Below are 22,531 nucleotides of genomic sequence, written 5' to 3'. Positions count from 1 at the left end.
AAGTATTCCTTAGCCTTGACTTGCTTCATCAGCAATTTGTGCTGTAAGCGGCTGGTTATCTAATAGTAACTGCGCCTGGTGCAGTGCTTCTATTTGGCTGCTTTCAGCCATTTCGGTTAATTTTGGGGTGATAGTGACGCTAGGACGCACTTTTTGTAAGCTGTTAACGACAATTTTCTCGTCTGGTTGCAAACCGGCGGTCACGATACGTAAGCCGTGGATTTTTTCACCTAAAGTAATACTACGGTATTCAAGGGTGTTTTCATCGTTAACCACCAACACGTACTTGTTGTTTAGATCAGTAAAGATGGCCTTGTCGTCGATTAAAATACCTTGATATGACGCACTACCTGCAATGCTAATACGGGCAAATAAGCCAGGCATTAACATATTCTCTGGGTTAGCAAACGTAGCACGCACACGGATAGTACCGGTTTGTTGATTGACAGCGTTGTCGACAAAATCGATGACACCTTGATAAGTAAATTCGGTTTCATTGGCCAATGCCATTAATACCGTGTTGTTACCCGAGCGTGGATCTTGGCGTTTGTTTTCACCTGAAAGCGATGCATATTTAAGGTAAGTTTGCTCGTCGATATCAAAGTACGCATACATGTTTTCGATTGAAACTAGGCTAGTCAGCTGAGTTTGTCCCGCAGTGACATAGTTACCCGCGGTTTCATTGGCATAAGACACGCGGCCAGTAATTGGCGCGGTGACTTGGGTGTATTCAAGGTTTAGCTTGGCACTGGTTAACGCCGCTTTCACCGAGGCCACCGCTGCAGCTGTTTGGTGCATGTTGCTGCGACGAGTATCAATTAACTCTTCAGAAACCGCTTGTTGACTAAACAATTTGTTTGCACGGTCAAAGTCATTTTTCGCCAATTGATTAGCCGATTGCGCACTGGTTAACTCAGCTTGAAGACGTTCGACTTCAGCGGTAAACACATTTGAGTCAATGGTAAACAACACATCGCCTTTGTTAACCAACGCCCCTTCTTTAAAGTTTACTGATTCGATATAACCCGACACGCGCGGTACCAATGTGACTTTTTCTGGTGCTTGTAAGCGCCCAGTAAACTGGTCCCACTCGGTAATACGTTCATGAATGACGTTAGCAACACTCACTTCAGGGGCTGCAGGTGCACCTGCTTGTTGTTGTGCAGGAGCTTGCCCACAAGCCACAAGTAGCAATGCCGTTAGGCTAACTAACAACGTGGATTGAATTGATTTAAATATAGTCATGTTACTTTCCTCTAATCAATAGCTTTTACGTTGTTTAACGGGCTACTGGTTGCGTTACTTTTGTCTGTTACTACAATTTTATACCGATTGGTATTAAATTGTTCTGTACCGAACGGTAATATATAGATTAAAATAACCCTGTCAACGTATTTTGTACCGATGAGTATGAAATTATTTTGACCAGATGTTCATTTAGTGTAAAGATGAAATAAGCGCATACGATAAAGCGTTTGTTGTGGCACACATTAATCGGTAATTAATCACTCGTTTTGTGATAAACCTGCACACAACTAACACTATTTGTGGTTTAATAATGCGCATAAAATATGCCCGCCTTGGATTGGTATTTTTATTTAACACCATGATAATAAAGGGTTTGTTAATATATGAGGTACGGCTTATGACAATAACAAAAGCAGCTTGTGTTGGTCGCCCACGTGGGTTTGATATCGACATCGCTTTGGAGCAAGCGCTTCATGTGTTTTGGCGTAATGGTTATGAAGGGACTTCTTTAAACGAACTCACCGAGGCGATGGGCATTAAAAAGCCAAGTCTATATGCCGCATTTGGCAATAAAGAACAGTTGTTCTTTAAAGCTATCGACTTATATGAAAATCGACCAGACTCACTGTTTAATATTGCCTTTCAGCACGAGCACATTGCCGATGTCATCCGCGGATTATTGCTCGGTGCCGCCGCCCAGTTTACCGATTGCAGCCACCCACAAGGTTGTGCGTTAATTAACAGCACACTGTCGTGTAGTGAAGCGAGCGAGTCGATTAAACAAACCGTGTTAGCGCGTAAATTAAAGCATAAACAACAGTTGGTCGATCGATTTGAGCAAGCTAAGCACAACGGCGAATTACAAGAACGTTGTGAACCTGTGGTATTGGCTAGCCTGATGACGGCCTTGTTTCAAGGTTTGTCGATGCAGGCGTCGGAAGGGGCAAGCGTTGATGAGTTGCAAAAAGTCGCGACTATGGCTGCTGAAGGTATTTTAACGGTTAGTGTTAAGCGTTGATGCTTTTAAACGCCAGTAAGCTTTAAGCGCGAGTAAGGCTTTAAACGGTAGTACAGCTTTAAGCGAAAGTGCAGCGATAAACCCAATATCGATACAGCGGGTAAACTAGTGGCGAACAGTATCAATCTTGTGGATTTATTGGGTTCAATAGGGCACGGAATACTAACAGTCGCTGGTGGTTATAATGTAAGCTGTTGGTTCAGAAGTAAATTTAATTTACACTATAGCGCAAGTTACCGTTGTCGTTAGGAGTATAACCCTTTGGGTAAAAGTTCATAGATGTACTATTTTTCGGAAAAATAATCCCCAATCAGCGGTAATCGTATCTGTTGGATCCGTCATCACCTAAATGAACCATCAAGTGCTTTGGCAATATGTTCAGCAGGGACTGAAATATAACTTATGGTGGTACTAATCGTTTCCCCATTCAATGTCACTGAACCTGGGTCGGTTTTTTCCTGGCCAGCCAATACTGCTTTTAAATACACTAGTGCGTGTTGACCTTTGTATAAAGTTCATACAAAACTAGTTTGTAATCAAAATAACCTTTAAATACCTATTACAAATGGGAGAAATAGCTCGTTATACAAGTATTCACTGAAATAAAATTGCGCAAATTTACTTCAGCGAATAAAAAACGAACAAAAATCAATAGACCCTAAGATGTTAGCTGATTTTAATGCACCTTGTAAGCCATTTAAATTAGCAATTACCGCATCACTTTTTAAGTTTATAAACTTCGGCACAGCGACAACCGCCAAAATACCTAAAATAATGATCACTACGACTTGCTCGATAAGGGTAAAGCTGTGCGGTTGATTTGTATGCATATAGATAACTCTTTTTTGGTATCAAATTCAGCCAAAGGTGACCATCCTAGCGTATCAATAGCCCCTTAGGTGATGTCATTGTGTAAAGGGTGATCTGTTTATCGATCTGCTATTTTGTGAACTCGCATTTATTTGGTAGATTATCGGTCTATAAGTACATTATTGATTTAACCTCAACTCTAGCTGAGATTGATTTACCCACATTAGGGAAAGATAACCATGAGCAAAGCTAAAATCGGCATCGTAACTGTTAGCGATCGTGCCAGTGCTGGCATATATGAAGATCTGTCTGGTAAGGCGATTATTGATGTATTGAACGAGTATTTAACCTCGGAATGGGAACCGGTTTACAAGGTAATCCCCGATGAGGGTGACGTTATTGAAGCTACATTAATTGATTTAGCCGACAACCAAGACTGCTGTTTAATCGTCACCACCGGCGGAACGGGTCCTTCCAAACGCGATGTTACCCCAGAAGCTACCGAAGCGGTATGCGATAGAATGATGCCAGGCTTTGGTGAACTTATGCGCGCCGAGTCATTAAAGTTTGTGCCAACTGCTATTTTATCCCGCCAAACAGCAGGGCTACGTGGCGACTCATTAATTGTTAATTTACCCGGCAAACCTAAGTCTATCCGTGAATGTTTAGACGCGGTGTTCCCTGCAATTCCGTATTGCATCGACTTAATGGACGGTCCATTTTTGGTGTGTGACGAATCGGTGATTAAGCCGTTTAGACCTAAAGCAAAGTAATATATCTGGCTCTGTATTTGTCTGCTGTTGTTGCAGGAAAATACAGAGCTAATGAAATATAGCGATTATTCATTAATTTTTTTAGAACCGAGTTCATTTTCTGTGATTAATTTAAGTCTGCCTGCTTTGATTACTTTGTAAAAAGTACTTTGAGGTACATTTTCGTACTACACTGGTAATATATCTTCAATAGGGCTAGTCCGTTATGACGTTAAAACGTTTTTCGCTTGTATTATTGTCGTCACTATTACTGACTATAACCATGTTGTTGCTTAGCATTTATTATTTTTTCTACCTTCCAGGGATAAAATCGGAAGTACTAGATCAGCAGCAACAAGAATTTAACTTACTTCACTCTGCATTGTCCTTGTCAAAAAATAGCTTAACTACCTTGTGTTACGATTATGCCGTATGGGATGAGTTGGTTGAATATATCAGTAATCCTACCGATGATTTTGTTCAAAGCAATCTGCCTGACAATGCGTTTGAGGCGGCAAACATTGATGCTGTCTTTGTCATTGATACTAATAATAAGTTGATTTGGGATTATCAGGATGACTCATTAAAATCATCTCGAGCGTCACTCGTTCATTTATTTAATCAGCAAAATACTGAATCTTTTGCCATTTTGCCAACCGCAGATGAAATTGCATCACAAACAGTGTCTAGCCGCAGTGGTTATCTCGTTTTTGACGGGGCTATCATTTACTTTAGTAATACCACTATTTTACCCTCGACTGGTTATGGTGAAATTGCTGGCAGTTTAACGATGGTTCGCTTAGTGGATAAAGCGTTAATTAAAGATATTAGTCGGTTTTCTTTGGTGAAGTTTTCAATTGAGGATGTACAAACATCAACAAAAAATACGCAAGAATTTTTTAGTTTACAGCAAATTGAAACTATTGCTCCATCGCACAGTTGGCTTATCCGTAATACGTTTGATGACCAAGTGGTACAGGTGACTTTACACCATAAAAAAGTGTCGTTACCTAAGGCAGATTGGGTCTCGGTAATATCAATATTGTTGTCAATTGGGTTGATTTTTTCTCTCTCGTTAATGGCATTATCAAGACTGCTTATTAAGCCGCTTATTCATTTTAACAAAAGTATTAATGATTCATCAGATGATAATTTCATCAGCAAAATGGCTTCAAATCATTTTATTGATGAAATCGAAAATGTGTCTTACTCATTTAATCAATTACTGCTTAAGTTTAATGCGCAACAAAATTACTTAGAGACATTAACGGTTCAAGATTCGCTCACAGGTATAACTAACCGTAGAGGTCTTGAAGCATTTTCAAAGCGAATTATTTCACGCTGGCATCTAGAAAATGTTGGTTTTAGTGTGATGATGATTGATGTCGACAATTTTAAGTATTTTAATGATCAACAAGGACATCTTAAAGGCGATGATGCATTAATTACCGTCGCCACTTGTCTGGTTGAGGTTATGGCTCAATATGATGCGCTTGCTGCACGATATGGTGGAGAGGAGTTCTGCATAATTTTACCCGATAATCATCATCAAAATATATTGAAAGTTGCGGAAGATATTCGTGAGTCTATCGAGGAATTGCAGATCTCTAATAATATTGATGACCGAAAATGGCTCACGGTTAGTATTGGTGTGGTGGTGGTTGACGATAAATTAGCCAACATAGGAAAATATAACTTTAGCGATGTTCTGCAATATGCTGATGAGCAACTTTATTTGGCTAAACAAGCGGGGCGTAATACTGTCAGAGTGGCAAAGTTTGGCGACTAAATATGCCTAATACCGATGAGTTAACTCGATATTTGGCATTTTAGCGCAAACACTACAGCTGTTTAAACTGCTGCTTTAAATCAAAGTCACTGTCAGTGACTAGCCTTTCTAACACTTGTACCCGCTCAATCAATGCTTGGTTTTGGGCTTGTAGATCGCTAACACAGCCCGTGTCAGTTTGCTGCTTATGCTTTAAATACTGTTTAAACATTTCTGATGCAGTGGTACCAACAATCACTATAAATACCAGCGCGATGATCGCAATATCGTTGTCCATAATGTGCTCCTTGTTAAGATAATCTTTGATACAACTCAGTTATTCATTTTTATGTAAATCAACCAGCCTTGCCTCAAATAGGTAAGGCTGGAATCACATCGTTATAAATCAACTGTTATAAACTAGGCGTTTTAAACCATCTTCTTATAAACCAAAGACGACTTTTTCACTTTTAAGTGACTTTTCTAAGCCCGCAGCTAATGCAATGGCAATGATCAGTGTGGTCACAGACGAAATAATTAACTGCATCATTGGAATTTCACGGCCTTTAATAAAGTCCATTAAAGCTTGCTGTTGACCTGATACGGGTAACCACTGCAATACGTCTGGAGCTATGTTGTAACTGGCCGCCATAGAAAGTGCCAAGGGGACAAATAACACCATGGTTAAGTATGATTGCGCCTCTTTAAAGCTTTTAGCCATAAACGACACATACAGTTGTAAGGTTGCGGCCATCAAGGCGACTGGAATACCTACTAAGAACATTAAGCCCATAAAATCTTGGCTAATGTTGATGGTAAAGCCAATCTCTTGCCACGGTACAAAGGGGTAAGCCACTTTTGATACCAGTAATATCAAGATTAGCCCGAGCAAAGCAAAACAGGTTACGGCAATAATTTTACCGATGACCAATTGGCGAGTACTCATTGGATGGCTGAGTAATAACGCCAGTGAATTACGTTCGCGCTCACCCGCACTGGTGTCGATGGCGAGATTCATACCAGAAATAAATACTGAGTACATCATGGTAAAAATGGCAATGCCTAAAATCATGCCGCCTTTTGAGTCTGGGGTGGCTTGATCTTCAACATTGATTTTAAGCGGTTGGGTAATACGTGGATTAATACCGCGAGCAATTAAGCGAATACTGCCCATTTCGGCGCTATATGTTTGCAGCTGACGTTCAAGTCTGCGAATCGACTTTTGTAGCTTTTCATCTGAGTTATCTGCAATTAATAACACTTCTGCCGGTTTAGCTTTAGCCATGTTGGCAGCATAATCGTCACTAATAGTTAAGATGATTTTTTTGGCATCTTCGTCTTCACCATGGTTAATGCCGTTATTACTTAAATAGCGCACTAAATCTGGTGCGTTGTCGGCATTGTGGATGTTGATGTTTAAATCTTCTGGACTAGACAGTTGGCCAATTAACACCATAAACATGCCGCACATAATCAGTGGTGTACCGATGGCATAATACAGGCCAGCCATTACCGAGCGTTTGTCGCGTGCGGCATCGATGAGTTCTTTGCGCACCATTGCGAGTATCATTTTCATTATGCTGCAATCCCTTCGTCGGTACCGATAAGTTCGATAAATGCATCTTCTAGAGAGTTTTTACCTGTTTGCTGACACAGTTCGTCAGGGCTACCAATGGCAACCACTTTGCCATTGGCCATCACGATAACGCGATCACACAAGGCGGCGACTTCTTGCATCACGTGGCTTGAAAACAGCACGCAATGACCTTGGTCTTTGAGTTGCAATAAAATGTCGCGCAGTAAGCGGGTGCTCATGACATCAAGTCCGCGAGTCGGTTCATCCAAAATGATATTACTTGGTTTGTGGACTATGGCTTGTGCTAAAGCTGTTTTCATCCGCTGGCCTTGAGAAAAGCCTTTGCAACGACGATCGCTAATATCTTCCAGCTTTAATTGTGCAATTACATCGCTGGTGGCTTGTTTGGCTTGCTTACGCGACATCCCGCTGAGTTCGGCAAAGAAGCTAATGTATTCACGCGGCGTAAGGCGTTCATACAAACCAAAAGGGTCGGGGAATAAGCCCAACTGCTTTTTAGCGCCGATAGGATCAATTGCGACATCAATATCATTGACGGTAGCAGTACCTGAGTCCGGCTTAAGTAAGCCAAACAAGGTGCGTAAACAGGTGGTTTTACCCGCACCATTTGGGCCAAGTAAACCGGTAATTTGACCATTTTCAGCGCTAAAGCTTAAATCGTCTAACGCTTGCACATCGCCAATTCTTTTGGTTAAGTTTGCAACAGTAATCATGATTATTCCTTATCTGCAGCAGTGTTCGCTGGCGCTGTTGTGTCTATGTCTGACGGCGTATCGGCAACTGGCAATGCTTCTACAGTATTCGCATTGAGGTAAAAACTGCGACGTACGTCTTTTTGTAAGCATTCGCCATTAATGTCTTTTACCGATCCCTGTTCAACTAGTTGGGCGACTAAGTCATTACCACAGCTTTGTCCGGCCACGCCGTGAGTAGCGTAAGGAGCAATAAAATGTTTTGAGTGGGTGAGTTTCTCTTGTGCTAACGCGCCCCAGTTAGGTGGCGTTGCTGGGTCTAGCTCGCCAGATAACAATAGGGTTGGAATGTCACTGTGGATGGGTTCACTAAAATTCTCACTCTCAGAGGGCATTGGCCACGCTTGGCAGGTTTTTTCTAGCCCGTCTAGCATGTTGCCACTAATATAGGACTCTTTAGCATCTTTACGCATTTGTTCAGTAATTCGGTGAATATCTTCGCCACACACAACGGATGCGTGCATGCCGATAGCAATACCTGTGCTATCTGCGGTTAAGGTGTAAATGCCTAATATCGGTTGGTAATTACCTTGTGCAGCTTGATGAATTGCATGGGGGATTAGTGCCCGTATGTTTGGCATGTACATCGCCATTCTAATAGCGCCGCTAAACTTGCCACGGGTGAGCAAAAATTCGCTGAGTTCATCTGTCAGCGGATCGCGTACTTGCTGGCTAATGGGTGCTGTCGCTAATTGCAGATCGACTTTGTTGAACTCGTCAGCTAAATCAGGAAATTGCTGCTGGCAAGCCGGGGTGCTAATACAGTCACGCCATAATACATTTAAACCACGCTCTATGGAGCTGCCAATGGCGACAACACTTTGTTGCATTGGCACTACGCCATCTAATGTTACGGTTAATAAGGCTTCAGGATAATGGCGCATATAAAGTTGTGCCATGCGTGTACCATAAGAAATGCCATATAAATGCAGTTTTTGATAACCTAAAAATTGACGTACTGCTTCAAAATCTTTTAAGGCAGAGTTGCTGCCGTATTGGGTAATGTCGGCATCAATTTGGGCTAGGCACTTTTCGGTCATCGCAATCACATCAATATCGTCATCATTCATGCTCAGTAATGCAGTAGTGTCATCATCGCAAGAGAGAATATTCGACTGACCGGTGCCACGCTGATCGATAAGTAAAATATCGCGCTGCTGACGTACCTTTGACAGCATACGATTAAAACCAGCGGCATTTTCGATAGCCGATTGACCTGGGCCACCCGCAATTGCGAGTAAGGCTTCACCTGGATGGGTGTTTTTAATTGCTGGTAAAATAGCAAAATGAATGTCGATTTTTTTGCCATCAGTGAGCTTAGGGTTTTCTAACACACTAATTTTGCCACATTGAAACTGCTCGTCTAAACCGTCTAGGTAACAAGCACTGGTTTTAGCGGGCGCAGCAATATTCACTTCTGCTGCGTCGGCATAGCTATAATTGGCGAGCAAAATAGCAATAGCAACAGCAAACCATTTGCGAGTAAGCGTTACCGATTGGCATAAGCCTGGACGCTTAATCCGCTTGGCTAAGACTGTGTTGACAAACTTCCTGTTGATCATCGGAACGTTTCCTTTTTGCATTTCATGACGATTATGATACCTTAGCACTTAGTGTATGAGTGTATCAATGTATTAATACAGTTGTTAAAGGCTAATGTTAGAATTAATAAATGTCAACCCCAGCAGTGGTGAACCCATCTATCGACAGTTGCACGATCAAATCGTGCGCTTAATTGTCGGCGGGCAATTGCACCCCGAAGATGTTTTGCCTTCGGTACGCCAACTTGCCGAGCATTTAGCGGTAAACCCGATGACGGTATCACGTGCTATGCAGCAACTTGTCGACCAAGGTTGGGTTGAGCGCCGTCGTGGCCAGCCGTCACGCGTGGCCGCCAGAACCGCGGCCAATAATGATTCTGGCAGCAGTTTGTTGGCACCACAATTAACTGCATTAGTTGAGCAGGCACGGCAGCTAGGGGTCGATTATGACCAGTTACAAGTATTGTTGGAACAATTTTGGAATAAAGAATAGCCACAGTTGAGCTAATTTTTAAGGACATCATCTAGGAAGTCGATAATGGAAGCCGAACAACAGCCCGTTTTACGTTTTAATCATGTGAGCAAAACCTTTGCAGCTAAACACAAATCTGCAGCAGGTCATGCGGTGTTGGTCGACTTATCGATAACGCTCTATCCAGGTATGGTGGTCGGGTTATTAGGCCAAAATGGTGCGGGTAAATCGACGTTAATGCGTTGTGCATTAGGCATTGTGGGCATCGAACAAGGCGACATTTCAACCCTTGGCGAACCGCCTACCGCTTTATCTATTCAAGCAAAAGAACGTATTGGTTACGTACCCCAACAGCCTTTTGGTTATGAAGGCTTTACCATTGATAAAGCATTAGAGTTACACCGTAGCTTCTATCCAAACTGGGATATGACACTAGAGCAAGATTGGCTTAAACGTTTTGATTTAGATGCTTCTCAAGCGGTGCAAAAATTATCAGTGGGTCAGCGTCAATCATTAGCATTGATCATGGCTATGGCGTATCGGCCAACTTTATTATTACTCGACGAACCCGTTGCCAGTCTAGATCCTATCGCCAGGCGTCAGTTTATGAGCGATTTGTTCGATCTCGCGCTCGATTCAGGTTCTGCAGTGTTATTTTCATCGCATATCACCTCAGATTTGGAACGCGTTGCCAGTCATGTTGCCTTAATAAAAAAAGGCCAATTGGTATTATTTAAAGAAATTGATGCCCTGCGTGAAGAGGTTAAATTACTCACTATAAGCGACGATACACAATTGCCCTCTAGCTATAGATTACTAAATCAAACAGGACAAAATGTGCTGGTGGATACCCAAGGTTATCCAGACATTATTGCGGGAGTTCAAAGTGAAAAATCACTTAATTTAGAGCAGTTATTTATGGAGCTACATCGATGAGTTCGCTGCAGCCTAATGGCGGCAGTAGCTCATGGCGTAACCCCTACCGTGGCATGTTACGGATATGGCTATTTGACTTGGGTAGCGTTAGTTTTCTTGGTACCGGTGCATTAGGTTTAGTGGTTGGCTTGCTCTGTTTAATCAGTGGCGACATAGAGGGGGCTCGTATACTGTTCTCTATGACCATAGTGTCTACAGCTGCCGCGATTGCGTGGCAGCTAAACCGCTTAGCCGCCACAGAGTCGACCGGTCTAGTTCCTAGTTACCAGGCCCACGTACTACAACAAGCTGCGACCATTGCTGTGGGGGTTTTACTCCTACTTATACTGGCCTGCATTGGATTTTTCGCTGTCGAGGTTATTCCCAGGTTACTGATCGCTATTGTGGTGAGTTTACTGTTTATATGGGCCTGTTTATGGCGCAGTAACAGTTTTCACTTATCATTTGTGTTATTCATCACGGTGCCATTTTTAGATAAATTAGCGCCCACTATGCCGCCTTGGGTCATGCTGATTATTGCCGTGGTACTGTCTTATCGTGTTATCGGTTTATGTCGGCAGTTACGCTGGAACAATGAAGCGCGTGTGGTCTATCTCAATGCGGTACAAATGGGCTGGATGTGGTTACCCAGTATAAAGGGGTTTACTTGGGTAACTCGTGTTGAGCGTTTTTTTCATCCAATGAACTTTTTCATTGGTCCTATGCTGGTGTTGATGGTGTTGTGCTTGCCTATTATAACCCTCGGACTAATGCTGTTGTCGTGGTTTTTTGAGTTAAATTTACCAACATTATTTTTACTCGCGCAATTTTCGGTAATCACTTGTGCCATTGTTCATTGGAGCCGTATTCAGCGTTGGCGCGCGACTGAAACCCTGTTCTTATTGCCTTGTTATAGTGGCTTAACAGGCATGAAAGTGGCTTTTTATCGCAGTCAATATCGCTTTATTGCCGTGTTAGTGATAATGGTCAGTGTCATTGGATTGGTTAGTTTGGCTATTGATCCGCAATTGACACTGCTATTTGTGTTTCATTTAGGGTTAAGTACTTTTTGGGGATGTGCCATTATGCTGGGAGCTGGCTCTGCCAGTCGTAATAGTCATCAAGCGACCGCTGCCATGCTGATTGTATTTGTACATTCTATTTTGGTATCACTGAGCTTTGCAGCTCTCAAAAATGGCGACAGTATGATGATGTGGTTACTTGTTGATGCGCCGCTGGTGGTTATTGGTATTGCAACCTTAACCTGGGGTAAGCGCCAACTGTGGAAAAATGGTATTACAGTCGCTTAAAAAGTGGTCTAATTTTAGTCTGAACGTGACCTTTAGCTCAAAAATAGAGCAAAAGCTCTTATTGTTTGCTGTGGCTTAATGTAGAATATAAAAAGCGGAACACTTGTAAGCTAAAAGGCCACTGTCATATGTCATTAGATCAATACCACGTAGTACGACTCCTGCAACAACAAGGTCAATCATTAGGTAATAACATCGCGCTTGAAGGCTTTGATATGCCAGCACCTTGGCATACCGTCTCTTGGAGTGCATTCAATAGGATAACTGATTCAGTCGCACAGTTGTTAATTGAGTTTGGCTTACAAGTGCAAGACAAAGTGGTTATTTTAGCGCAAAACTGTCCGCAGTGGACCTGTGCTGATATTGGTTCCCTAAAAGCCCGTAATATAGTGGTGCCTGTGTACCCCACTAGTACTATCGATCAAGCTGTATTCATTGTTAATGATGCCCAAGCAAAATTAATTTTTGCCGATAATCAGCAGCAATATGACATGGCATGTGCTATTGCTGCACAAGCAGACTGCGTGCAAAATATTGTCGTTTTTGATGCTAACGTCACCTTGAATGCTGGCAATCATGTGTATTTTGATCAGGTATTAACGACACAATTTAACGCTGTTATTATTGATGAGCTCAATGTCAGATTAGCTGATAGCAATTTAGATGATTTATTTACACTTATCTACACCTCTGGCACCACCGGCAATCCTAAAGGCGTTATGCTCGACTACCGTAATTTTGCCTCGATGATTAAACAGCATGACAGTGAGTTGCCATTTACAGCGGGTGATGTGTCGTTGGCTTTTTTACCGCTTAGCCATGTGTTCGAGCGTGGTTGGAGCATGTATGTATTGTGTCGTGGTGGCCACAATGTGTATTTAAATGACACGCATCGTATTAAAGAAGCCTTAGTGGCAGTTAAACCGCATACTTTGTGTGTAGTGCCGCGATTTTTAGAAAAAATTTACAGCGCAGTACACGACAAAGTCGGCAAAGCCTCTAAAGCCAGACAAGCACTATTTGCATGGGCAATGCGAGTGGGCAAGCAACAGTTTGAAGTCAGCCAAGGGCGAGCTGCCAGCAGTTTATGGTTAAGCGTCCAGTGGAAATTAGCTCACAAATTAGTTTACAGCAAGTTACAACAGGTGTTGGGTGGGCGGTTAAAGTTTATGCCCGTCGGCGGCGCAGCGTTAGATACCAACGTAGGTAACTTTTTTCACAGCATTGATGTGCCGATATTGTGTGGTTATGGCATGACAGAAACCTGTGCCACGGTAACCTGTAATACTTTACATAATCGCGTTTCAGGTTCAAACGGTAAGCCGCTAGAGGCTATGCAAATCAAGCTTGGCAAAGACGATGAAATCTTAGTACGTGGCGACACTGTGATGCGCGGTTATTACAATCGCCCCCAAGATACCGCCGACGCCTTTGAAGACGGTTGGTTAAAAACCGGTGATGCAGGGCGGATTGATGAGCAAGGTAACTTGTATATTACCGATCGCATTAAAGAGTTAATGAAAACTTCAAACGGTAAATACATTGCACCACAGCGGGTTGAAGGTAAGGTAGCTTGTTGCCCATTTATCGAACAAGTCGCCATTGTTGCCGATGCGCGCAATTATGTATCAGCCCTAATCGTGCCAGCATTTGAAGCATTAAATACTTGGGCTAAAGCGCAAGGTATTCATGTTGAAAACCCAATTGAGTTGTTACGTCACTCACAAGTGGTGGCTCATTTCGAGCAGCGATTAATCGAGTTGCAACATGAGCTAGCTGGGTTTGAAAAAATCAAAAAATTCACCTTATTACATGAAGCATTTTCGATGGAATCTGGACTCATTACGCCGACATTAAAGCTACGTCGTAAAATGATTTACAGCAAATATCACAGTGAAATTAATGCCATGTATGGCAAGTAATTAACCATCAATTGTTATACCAAAGGACGCATTAGCGTCCTTTTTAGTAATACTTAGTGATAATTGCCTGTATTTTCAGTAGCGGTATAATACTCTATTTTAAAATTAGGCAACATAGAGGGAACTATGGACATTATCACGGTAAATGGAAAGCCTGTTTTTAGATCTAGCACTCAGTCGTTTTATGACAATCAATTTAGCCAAAAAGTATTGGCTAGTGGTATTTTTGAAGGGATGAGTGGTAAATGATCAACAATCCACAAAGTGAAGATGTTGCTGTTGGGATATTTCCGCCCTTGTTGTCATTTATAACCTTTTTAATTGCTTCTGTGCTGATGACTATATCATTCGGAGTCGGGGCATCTGTTACATTGAATTTTTATTTTGACCCTTCACCAGAAGCGATTTTAGGCGTGTTAGCCGTTTTATCTATCATTTTTTTCTTGGTGAATTACCAAGTTATTCTAGGTTCATTTTTTGCCGTCAAGGTTCTAAAGCTATTCCAATATGCTCTCTTAGTTTTACTGATCCCTATTGTGATAATAGAAGACTTTTCCGTGGAATTATTTATTGTTAAATTGATTTCAGCAGTTTTAGCGATGAGCTCAATTTTTATTTTAGGCAGTAAAAAATATCGAATTTTTGTTCAACATCGATTAAATAGTGTTAAAGACTATAAATCTGTTCTTGCGGAGATAGCTGCTGAAGAAGGCGCTAAATATTAAAACCGCTCTTCGTTGATTAAACTCACTTGTAGATCTGTTTTATTGGTCAAAAAGTGTAATCAGTCCTTGGTCATTACCCGTCTTAATTTACCTGGTGCTTCAGGTAAATTAATAAAATCTATGGCTCGAAAAGGCAACATAAAAAAAATATACAGGCAAACAAATTACTCATGCATTTCGTTTACATTTAATGGATGCCGTTGGAGCTTCAATGAGCGTTTCTGGTAGCCTATTCAATGGAACAATTGGAACAATGGCTATTGGTATATATGAAGAGCTAGCTGATTGATGAAAAGACAAACTAAAAAGAAAAGTGATGACGATATTGTCGGATTATTTCCACCTATGAAGTCCATAGCGGCTTTTTTGGCTGCGACACTATTCATGATAATCTCCATGTCGCTTTTAAATTTTCTCATTTTAGAGTTTTATTTTGGTATAGTTGATATAGGAAGCAAGCTTCTGTTCTTATATTTATCGACTTCAGTAATTGTTTTCAGTGGCTTCAATTATGCAGTTGTTAGAGGATCTTTCTTCGCCGTAAAAGTCTTACAATGGTATTTCTGTATTTTATTTATTATATTTTTGCCAACAGTGTTTTTAATCGCAGAACAGGCAACATTTATTTATGCGTACCTGTTAGCCGTTGTTTTTTTACTCATGTCACTTTACTTGTTACAGAGTAAATACTATCAAATTTTTGTTGAGTATCAGTTTGATGCCTTAGAAGACATCAAGGAAGTTCGTGCTGAAATAGCGGCTGAAGTTGCAGCAGATAAAGCTAAGCATGGAAATAAGTTCTAGTTGTTTGGCTTCGGAGTGACAAGATTTTCGCCGAGATTTGATGACATTTTGTCTGTTTAGTTGATTTTGGCCATTATAGATGAGTACGATACCCAACCGATAAAATAATTTTATTTAATTTTTTAAGATGATTACTGTTTTCTCCCCTAACATACCCCCCATAAATTCCTTCGCAATACAGACTTTTTTGATGACCTTTAGTGAGATGTGTCGTTAGAATGGGCTAATGACATTTGTTCATCGAGCAAAACGTCAATGGACTCAAAATAATAATAAAGGATTCTTTGTGACAGATACTCAATTTAGCATGACCCTCAAACCGCGCTTTTGTGAAACCGATGCGTTAGGACACATTAATAACACGGTTATCCCAGTGTGGTTTGAAGCGGCTCGTGAGCCGATTTTTGAAATCGTAAATCCAGGGCAAGATTTAACCAAGTGGAACATGATCATTGCTGGTTTTACTATCGCCTTTACCGCGCCAACGTATTATGGCGAAGAAGTTATCGTTAAAACGCACATTAGTCGTTTAGGCAATAGTAGCTTTGATATATTACAAAGCTGTTGGCAGCACGGTAAAAAAACCGCTGAAGCGACCACCACTATGGTGCATTACAATTACCAAACTGAAAAAAGCGAGCCACTTGCTGAGCTTGCTCGTCAACAATTAGCTGTATTAACTGGCACAGCTTAGGACTAACACAAAAGAAGCGATTAACGTAAAAACTTGGCTACGTAACTGCAACTGGCGTTGATGTTAAGTTTTTCTGCTTTTGCCCAAGCCAGTCCAGTACGAACCAATTTTTCGGCAATCCCTTGGCCGCGTAAAGCAGGTGGTACAAAGGTGCGACTAAAATCAATATTTTGACCATCTAAGTGATATTCAAGTACCGCCTCAACACCTTGAGTGATAACCACAAAACGATGTTGGCTAGCTTGGTGTTGCACGGTTACTGCGTTTTGATTGCTCATAGTGTGTTGTCCTATTACTTGTAATGCCGCTTGTTGATGTGGCTATTGATGTTATGACTCATACTGTTACTCATGTTCCAATAAGGCGCTGAGTAATTCTGGCGTGAGTTTGGCTTTTTTGCCGGTTTTAAAGTTAAACATCACCACTTTTGCCCAGCCGATAGTCGTCACTGCTTGCTGTGCTTTACTGAACACAGTGTAATGCATAACAAAGCGATCTTCATTGATATCGCTGATCTTTACCCCTACAACAATTGAGTCCGGAAAGGTTACTGGGCGCTTAAAGCGGGCATTTGTTTCACTTAATACTGGGCCGACACCCGTTGTTTTTAGATCGTCGAGTAGGTTAATTTGGTTAAAGAAATCGAGACGAGCGGTTTCAAAATACTTAAAATACACCGAATTATTAACATGTTGTAGTGCATCCATTTCACCCCATGCTACTTGAATGTCTGTGCTGATAGAATGTTGAGCTAAAAAGTCATTCATGGCGGTTCTCGTTATGAATTAATAAATTAAACGCTTGTTTAAATTTCAACTGTTAATTTAACAGTCCGGACGATGAACAACAAGGGACAGTGGTTATTACTGTGAGTATATCCAGTGAACTTATAAGGATTTTTACCTTGCGAAAAGAGACTTTTTTAACAACATCGAATTTATGGATATCGTCTTGCTGGACGGTATTTTGCAGTCGATTTACTGAATTACAAACCAAACTGAGTTTGCCGCAAAAATTGTATCTGGTGGCGATAGTCTTACTGTTTGCTACTGACTCGGTAGCGTGGGTGGCCATTATCAGCGTGATGGCGATGTCGATTGAGTTCTGGCATTTATTTGAACGTATGTGGCACAGCTTGGCTGGCAAAGCGGTGTTGTTATTGTTTTATGCGATAGTGGCCAATTTTGCCCTGGCTAGTTCAAGTTCAGTGGTTAACGATGTGGTTGGCGTCGCAGCCAGTAGCTTTAATTACACCCATAACTTCGCCATTTTGCTCTACATTCCGGCATGGAGTGTGGTGATGAGCTGTATTGTGCTGTTATTACTACAGCTTATTTTTCCGCTAATGTTTGGTGTGTCTTTTATACTCCGTCCCTTTGGTGTGACCAACTTTCGCTTGATTAATCATGTGCATTTTCATCGTACAACTTTTTGGGTGCGAGTTATTCTTGCTGCAGTGGTGTTGTATCACCTTGCCATGCTGATGGACCTTTATGGTCAGGTTGAAAAAGCGTTGGATGATCCACAAGTGGTGCAACTAGTTGAAGCAGAAACCGAAGAGGAAATACTTGCTGATGATGGCTTGTCGATCATTGTCAAAACAGACCCTGCTAAGAAAGAGCCACCCAAGTCTGAACCCAAAACAGCGAAACAAGTTGAACGCGAGCAAGAGCTCGACGCGATTGATGAAATAGCTAAGCAGCCTTATAACCATTTACGCAGTCAGTACTTTACCAGTGTGCGCAAAGCCATTGCCTTGTTTGCGTTTCAGTTGGAGGCTAATGCAAAATCACGTTGCCAAAAGCTGCCGCAATCACATGTGGTTGAGCTTAATGATTATGAAATTCTTGAAATAACACCCGATATCAATGCGGAATATGGTTATCATTTTGAAGTGAAAAAATGTATTTCACCTGCATTTCCCAGTTAACAGGCACTTTGCAGGCATAAAAAAACGACCAAGAAGGTCGTTTTTTTATATTTGATAAGGCAGTGCTAATCGAAGGTAAGCTCGCTAAAGCTACTGATTTTTTTACACTTAGCTTGGCGTTGGTCAGCAAAGCGGATCATTTGGCAAGTTGTCATGCCGGCAGCTTCTGCAGCAACAAGCTCTTCTGCTACGTCTGATACAAATAAAATCTGCTTCGGCTTTAAACTAATGGTATTGCAAATGTTGCAGTAGGCTTGTTTGTCTAACTTATTGCCCGTACGGGTATCAAAATGGCCATTGAAAGAGCTGGTTAAGTCACCTGCTTCAGTATGGCTAAATAACAGTTTTTGCGCTTCGACAGACCCAGAAGAGAAGCTGTAAATACGAATGCCTTTTTCTTTAATGCGCTCAATGCTATCGATAAAGTCAGGGTAAATGTGGCCAGTAAACTCTACGCGGTTATAACCTTGTTTCCAGATTAATCCTTGTAGGGTTTTAAGTGGTGTTAGTTTACGGTCTTCATCGATCCATTGCTGTAAAATCTCAGTGACTCGTTCGAGTGTCGCGTCTGGTTCTAAGGCAATATCTTTAACATCGCTGATGCAGTAATCAACCACAACGTTATGCTGGTTTTGCTCAAGAAATTCAGCCATCGCTTTTCGTGAGTAAGGAAATAACACATCCTGAATAAAGTTAAGATCGGTAGTGGTACCGGCGGTATCAACGATAATAGCTCTAATACTCATAAGATTTGTTACTCCAAAACAATAAATTAACGTAATGATGATCCTAAGCTTTATTGACGACTAAGGCTAGTGCTATTCGTGATATTGCACCCTAGTTAGATGACTTTGAATGCAAGATGTGAGCTAAGTTTAGATATTGCTAAATTGCCTTGTGTGATGTGGTCTGGTAGCTTCGGGTTAACTTAACTGTCACGTTTCACCAGGAAGGTACCATGCTTACAATAGGGAAAAAACGTTATGTAAAATGGCCGAGCTTATGGGCTAAAAGCCTGTCTATATGCGCATTATTACTGAGCTTTTTTCATGCTAGTGCGGTGTTTGCTACTGAAATGTTGCCGCCAACGACCGAAACCTTGAGTGTGAAGTCCGCTCTATTTAGCGAGCAAGCTGATTTTTTGGTGACCTTACCAGACAGTTATACTAAGCAAACGGATAAGCGTTATGTGGTGTTATTTGACTTACATCCGCGCAGCCATTTGTATTTAACAGGTATGCACGACTGGATGAGCCATAACGGTGGTTGGCCATGGTTAGAAACCATTATTGTTACTGCTCCCGATGGACATCAAGGCTTGGGGGAACTAAAAAAGCGTGCGATAGAGCAGCAAGGCGATCAAGCGCTATTGGATTTTTTTGAGCAAGATTTACTGCCTGCAATTGATAAACGCTATCGCACCAATGGCTTTCGTATTTTTAACGGCTTTACTGGCAATGCAGGTTTAGTGCTATACAGCTTAATTAATCGTCCTAGTTTATTTAATGCCTATATTGCTGCCAGCCCGGTATTATCAACAGACTTTGCTTATGTGCTCAATGATGCGCCTAAAATGCTCAAAAACATGCAAGGCAAACCAAGATTTCTATTTGTGAGTACCAGTGATAGCGACTTTGAGCAAAGGCAGCTGGATTCGTTTGCTAGGCTTGAAGATATTATTCAAACCAATGCCAATGCCAAATTGAACTATCAAATAAAGCGTTTTGACGGCAGCTATTATATGACTCAGCCTATCTTGGCGACGGCATTAGGCATCGAGAAGATATTTAACGATGTTCATACTGTTCTAGAGGCGGATTCAGAAGTATCGCAACAAGGATCTAAAGCGATTCTAGCCTATTATAAGCGACTGTCTGATGAGGTTTATGGCTTTGATGTGCCAGCAATTGATTCGCTGTTAGCCTTAGGTAATAGTTTAGTTAAAGCTGCACCACAGCAAGCGATTGGGGTTTATCAAGATACGCTGAAATCCTACCCTAAAGCACATTCGGCCTACCATGAGTTAGCCAGCGTTTATGCCGCTACAGGTAAAATGACTCAGGCTATCGAAGCGGAACAACAAGCGTTAGCAAGTACCGACCATCCGTTTTATCAAAACAAATACACTAAACAATTAGCCGCGTTTCAAAACCAAGCTAAATAAAACTGATCTAAGTTAAACCAAGCAGCAAAACGATAAATGACAATAAAGCCCCAGCACGAGTATTCGCCCTGTGGCTTTATTGTGTAACCTGCTCAAACAATATTATTCTGAGTTGAGGTTTAGTATTTCGAATTAAAGTTGATTACGCTGCTGTTTCGCTGGCTAACCACTGATTAATTTTTTGCTCCATTAAATCTAATGGTAATGCGCCATTTTCTAATAAGCGATCGTGGAATACTTTAATATCAAACTTATCACCTAAGACTTGCTTGGCTTTGGTACGTAGTTCGATAATTTTCAGCTCACCTAATTTATAGCCAAGAGCTTGGCCTGGCCAAACGGTATAGCGCTCAATTTCTCCGGTGGCTTCAGATAAATGAATCCCTTCAGTTACCACCGCGTAATCAATGGCTTGTTCACGGCTCCAGCCTTTGGCGTGCATGCCTGTATCAACCACCAGGCGAACCGCACGATGTAGCTCTGACTGCAAACGGCCAATGTTGTCGATAGGATCATTAGCATAAATGCCCATTTCGGCTGCTAAACGCTCGGCATATAAAGCCCAACCTTCGCCAGCGGCATTGGAATAAAACACTGTGCTTAGCAGCGGTAATTCATCAGATAAGCCAATAATGGTTTGTAAATGATGGCCTGGATTAGTCTCGTGGTAGGTCAAGGTCTGTAATGAATAAGATGGCAATGATGCTGTGTCATACAAGCTGATCCAGAAAGTGCCTTTGCGTGAACCGTCTTGTGATGGCGCATCATAAAACGCGCCGCTAGTAGAAGCCGCGCGGCTGTCTGGTACCACTTCAATAGCCACATCTTGATTAGGCAAGCGACCAAACCAGTCTGGTAATTTTGCATCAACCAAGGCTAAGTCGGCATCAATATCGGCCATTAGCTGTTGCTTACCTTCAGGGGTATTAGGGTAAAGATATTGTGGGTCGTTGAGTAACACCTGCATGCGCTCGCCGACGGTGCCATCAACATAACCGACTTCTTTGAGTAGTCCGTCCATTTCGGCAGTAATCCGGGCCACTTCAGCTAAACCGAGTTGATGAATTTCATCGGCAGTTTTGGTCGAATTGCCTAAATGCTGGATAAGCGTTTGATATAACTTCGCCCCTTGAGGTAAACGACCAATGCCAGCTTCATGAGTCGCCTTTGGGCGCAGGGCTTCTAAGGCGTTGATCAGTTGGCGGGTGGCGGCATAGTATTTAGTCTCGACCAGTTCAGTAGCAGACTTTACCAATGTATCACTATCGGCCACTTTTGCTGCGTTAAGTTTAGCGTTGAAGCTGGTCACTAAAGGATGGCTGCTTGCTGGGCCGCTGATTTGGGCTTGTAATCCACGCAGAGTGTTATCAATAACAAAGTCTGGTGGAATGACGCCCATATCCACATCGTGATTGAGTTTATCGACCAATGTGCCCATAGCGGCAGGGTACATGCTTAAGCGAGTTAAATAAGCCTCGGCTTCGGCGGTATTGGTGACGGCAAATTTGTCTTCCATGTAACCGGGGAATTCTATTTGCAAACCAGATAAGTGGTTAACTGCATAGGGCAAAAACCATACGCCATACTCGCCTAACACGTTGCCATAATTAACGACTTGAGCAGGTAATAAAGCGCCTTTCACTTCAGACTTTATCGCGTTTAAGCTGATTGTTTCTGAGGGCGTTAAGCTTGCTATATCAATGTCGTTGAGTTGACTCAGTATTGATTTTAGTCCTTTACGACGGTGGGTTTCACCAGATGGGCTGTAGTCGGTTAGCTTAGACATCACTTTGGCATTGATGCTTGCATCACTCACGCCGTAGTAAGTGGCTATTTCAGGTCTGAGAACAAAGTAATCTTTAGTAATCGACTCTACTTGCTGCTTAAGACTGAGCTTAGTGGCAGTCTCACTTGCTGTTGCTGAGTTTGAATTATTTTCCGGTGTTGCAGGATCTGAACATGCAGTGACGAGCAGGCTAATGATTAAGCCATTAAGAAGTTTTTTCATTGATTACTCATTAAGTTAATAGCGGCATTCAAGTACGAATATAAGCATATTCTAACAGTTATGGAGGTTAAGCTGTTGCAGTTTTTATGTGCTGGGTATTT

24 protein-coding genes are annotated in these 22,531 nt (G+C 41.8%); 13 read left to right on the top strand and 11 right to left on the bottom strand.

The window, feature by feature from the left end:
• Window positions 1-9: 9 nt before the first annotated feature.
• Complete coding sequence (locus EGC82_RS00665) at window positions 10-1,245, bottom strand: efflux RND transporter periplasmic adaptor subunit (protein ID WP_124729060.1); 1,236 nt, start codon at window positions 1,243-1,245, stop codon at window positions 10-12.
• A gap of 400 nt (window positions 1,246-1,645) precedes the next feature.
• Here EGC82_RS00665 and EGC82_RS00660 point away from each other — a divergent pair, with 400 nt between their 5' ends.
• Window positions 1,646-2,266, top strand: a complete 621-nt coding sequence (locus tag EGC82_RS00660) for a TetR/AcrR family transcriptional regulator (RefSeq protein ID WP_124729059.1) — start codon at window positions 1,646-1,648, stop codon at window positions 2,264-2,266.
• A 341-nt stretch (window positions 2,267-2,607) separates the two neighbouring features.
• On the opposite strand, the gene EGC82_RS21205 is transcribed toward EGC82_RS00660, so the two are convergent.
• Window positions 2,608-2,754 (bottom strand): hypothetical protein, encoded by a 147-nt coding sequence (locus EGC82_RS21205; protein ID WP_164839072.1) that lies wholly within the window; start codon window positions 2,752-2,754, stop codon window positions 2,608-2,610.
• A 135-nt stretch (window positions 2,755-2,889) separates the two neighbouring features.
• Complete coding sequence (locus tag EGC82_RS00655) at window positions 2,890-3,096, bottom strand: type II secretion system protein (protein WP_124729058.1); 207 nt, start codon at window positions 3,094-3,096, stop codon at window positions 2,890-2,892.
• Between the two features lie 219 nt (window positions 3,097-3,315).
• Here EGC82_RS00655 and mog point away from each other — a divergent pair, with 219 nt between their 5' ends.
• Together mog and EGC82_RS00645 are read left to right on the top strand one after the other, a co-directional pair.
• Window positions 3,316-3,849: a molybdopterin adenylyltransferase gene (mog, locus tag EGC82_RS00650; protein WP_124729057.1), complete on the top strand. Its 534-nt coding sequence runs from the start codon at window positions 3,316-3,318 to the stop codon at window positions 3,847-3,849.
• A 205-nt stretch (window positions 3,850-4,054) separates the two neighbouring features.
• Window positions 4,055-5,617: a diguanylate cyclase gene (locus EGC82_RS00645; protein WP_124729056.1), complete on the top strand. Its 1,563-nt coding sequence runs from the start codon at window positions 4,055-4,057 to the stop codon at window positions 5,615-5,617.
• Between the two features lie 52 nt (window positions 5,618-5,669).
• On the opposite strand, the gene EGC82_RS00640 is transcribed toward EGC82_RS00645, so the two are convergent.
• The 4 genes from EGC82_RS00640 to EGC82_RS00625 all read right to left on the bottom strand — a co-directional run bounded on the left by EGC82_RS00640 (window position 5,670) and on the right by EGC82_RS00625 (window position 9,507).
• Entirely contained in the window at window positions 5,670-5,894 is a 225-nt protein-coding gene (locus tag EGC82_RS00640; RefSeq protein WP_124729055.1) for a hypothetical protein, read from the bottom strand.
• A 144-nt stretch (window positions 5,895-6,038) separates the two neighbouring features.
• Complete coding sequence (locus EGC82_RS00635) at window positions 6,039-7,172, bottom strand: ABC transporter permease (protein ID WP_124729054.1); 1,134 nt, start codon at window positions 7,170-7,172, stop codon at window positions 6,039-6,041.
• Entirely contained in the window at window positions 7,172-7,906 is a 735-nt protein-coding gene (locus EGC82_RS00630) for an ABC transporter ATP-binding protein (protein ID WP_124729053.1), read from the bottom strand. The genes EGC82_RS00635 and EGC82_RS00630 overlap by 1 nt, the downstream gene beginning before the upstream one ends.
• Window positions 7,907-7,908: 2 nt before the next feature.
• Window positions 7,909-9,507: an alpha/beta hydrolase gene (locus EGC82_RS00625; protein WP_124729052.1), complete on the bottom strand. Its 1,599-nt coding sequence runs from the start codon at window positions 9,505-9,507 to the stop codon at window positions 7,909-7,911.
• Window positions 9,508-9,601: 94 nt separating this feature from the next.
• Between EGC82_RS00625 and EGC82_RS00620 the strand changes: the two genes are divergently transcribed.
• From EGC82_RS00620 to EGC82_RS00590, 8 genes are all read left to right on the top strand, one after another.
• Window positions 9,602-9,979, top strand: a complete 378-nt coding sequence (locus EGC82_RS00620; RefSeq protein ID WP_011639383.1) for a GntR family transcriptional regulator — start codon at window positions 9,602-9,604, stop codon at window positions 9,977-9,979.
• 45 nt (window positions 9,980-10,024) lie between these two features.
• Window positions 10,025-10,894 (top strand): ABC transporter ATP-binding protein, encoded by an 870-nt coding sequence (locus EGC82_RS00615; protein WP_124729051.1) that lies wholly within the window; start codon window positions 10,025-10,027, stop codon window positions 10,892-10,894.
• Complete coding sequence (locus tag EGC82_RS00610) at window positions 10,891-12,183, top strand: ABC transporter permease (protein WP_124729050.1); 1,293 nt, start codon at window positions 10,891-10,893, stop codon at window positions 12,181-12,183. The genes EGC82_RS00615 and EGC82_RS00610 overlap by 4 nt, the downstream gene beginning before the upstream one ends.
• A 128-nt stretch (window positions 12,184-12,311) precedes the next feature.
• Entirely contained in the window at window positions 12,312-14,105 is a 1,794-nt protein-coding gene (locus tag EGC82_RS00605) for an AMP-dependent synthetase/ligase (RefSeq protein WP_124729049.1), read from the top strand.
• 126 nt (window positions 14,106-14,231) lie between these two features.
• Entirely contained in the window at window positions 14,232-14,354 is a 123-nt protein-coding gene (locus tag EGC82_RS21695) for a hypothetical protein (RefSeq protein WP_279630020.1), read from the top strand.
• Window positions 14,351-14,830: a hypothetical protein gene (locus EGC82_RS00600; RefSeq protein ID WP_124729048.1), complete on the top strand. Its 480-nt coding sequence runs from the start codon at window positions 14,351-14,353 to the stop codon at window positions 14,828-14,830. The genes EGC82_RS21695 and EGC82_RS00600 overlap by 4 nt, the downstream gene beginning before the upstream one ends.
• Window positions 14,831-15,118: 288 nt before the next feature.
• Window positions 15,119-15,634 carry a hypothetical protein gene (locus EGC82_RS00595; protein ID WP_124729047.1) on the top strand — a complete coding sequence of 172 codons (516 nt, stop codon included), beginning with the start codon at window positions 15,119-15,121 and terminating at the stop codon, window positions 15,632-15,634.
• Window positions 15,635-15,941: 307 nt separating this feature from the next.
• Window positions 15,942-16,328, top strand: coding sequence for an acyl-CoA thioesterase (locus EGC82_RS00590; protein ID WP_415837572.1), 387 nt, complete (start codon window positions 15,942-15,944; stop codon window positions 16,326-16,328).
• 20 nt (window positions 16,329-16,348) lie between these two features.
• Here EGC82_RS00590 and EGC82_RS00585 read toward each other — a convergent pair whose 3' ends face one another.
• Both EGC82_RS00585 and EGC82_RS00580 read right to left on the bottom strand, forming a co-directional pair.
• Window positions 16,349-16,606, bottom strand: coding sequence for a GNAT family N-acetyltransferase (locus tag EGC82_RS00585; protein WP_059746060.1), 258 nt, complete (start codon window positions 16,604-16,606; stop codon window positions 16,349-16,351).
• Window positions 16,607-16,672: 66 nt separating this feature from the next.
• Window positions 16,673-17,095, bottom strand: a complete 423-nt coding sequence (locus tag EGC82_RS00580; protein WP_011639375.1) for an acyl-CoA thioesterase — start codon at window positions 17,093-17,095, stop codon at window positions 16,673-16,675.
• Between the two features lie 137 nt (window positions 17,096-17,232).
• Here EGC82_RS00580 and EGC82_RS00575 point away from each other — a divergent pair, with 137 nt between their 5' ends.
• On the top strand, window positions 17,233-18,258 hold the full coding sequence (locus EGC82_RS00575; RefSeq protein ID WP_124729045.1) for a hypothetical protein: 1,026 nt from the start codon (window positions 17,233-17,235) through the stop codon (window positions 18,256-18,258).
• 65 nt (window positions 18,259-18,323) lie between these two features.
• On the opposite strand, the gene mtnC is transcribed toward EGC82_RS00575, so the two are convergent.
• Complete coding sequence (gene mtnC, locus EGC82_RS00570; RefSeq protein ID WP_124729044.1) at window positions 18,324-19,004, bottom strand: acireductone synthase; 681 nt, start codon at window positions 19,002-19,004, stop codon at window positions 18,324-18,326.
• Between the two features lie 212 nt (window positions 19,005-19,216).
• Between mtnC and EGC82_RS00565 the strand changes: the two genes are divergently transcribed.
• Complete coding sequence (locus EGC82_RS00565; RefSeq protein ID WP_124729043.1) at window positions 19,217-20,422, top strand: alpha/beta hydrolase-fold protein; 1,206 nt, start codon at window positions 19,217-19,219, stop codon at window positions 20,420-20,422.
• A 142-nt stretch (window positions 20,423-20,564) separates the two neighbouring features.
• Here EGC82_RS00565 and EGC82_RS00560 read toward each other — a convergent pair whose 3' ends face one another.
• Window positions 20,565-22,430 carry a DUF885 domain-containing protein gene (locus EGC82_RS00560; protein WP_124729042.1) on the bottom strand — a complete coding sequence of 622 codons (1,866 nt, stop codon included), beginning with the start codon at window positions 22,428-22,430 and terminating at the stop codon, window positions 20,565-20,567.
• Window positions 22,431-22,531: the final 101 nt, after the last annotated feature.

The sequence above is a fragment of the Shewanella livingstonensis genome (assembly GCF_003855395.1).
Taxonomy (GTDB): Bacteria; Pseudomonadota; Gammaproteobacteria; order Enterobacterales; family Shewanellaceae; genus Shewanella; species Shewanella livingstonensis.
Note: the sequence above shows the minus strand (reverse complement) of the source record. Positions and strands in the feature narration are given on the sequence as shown.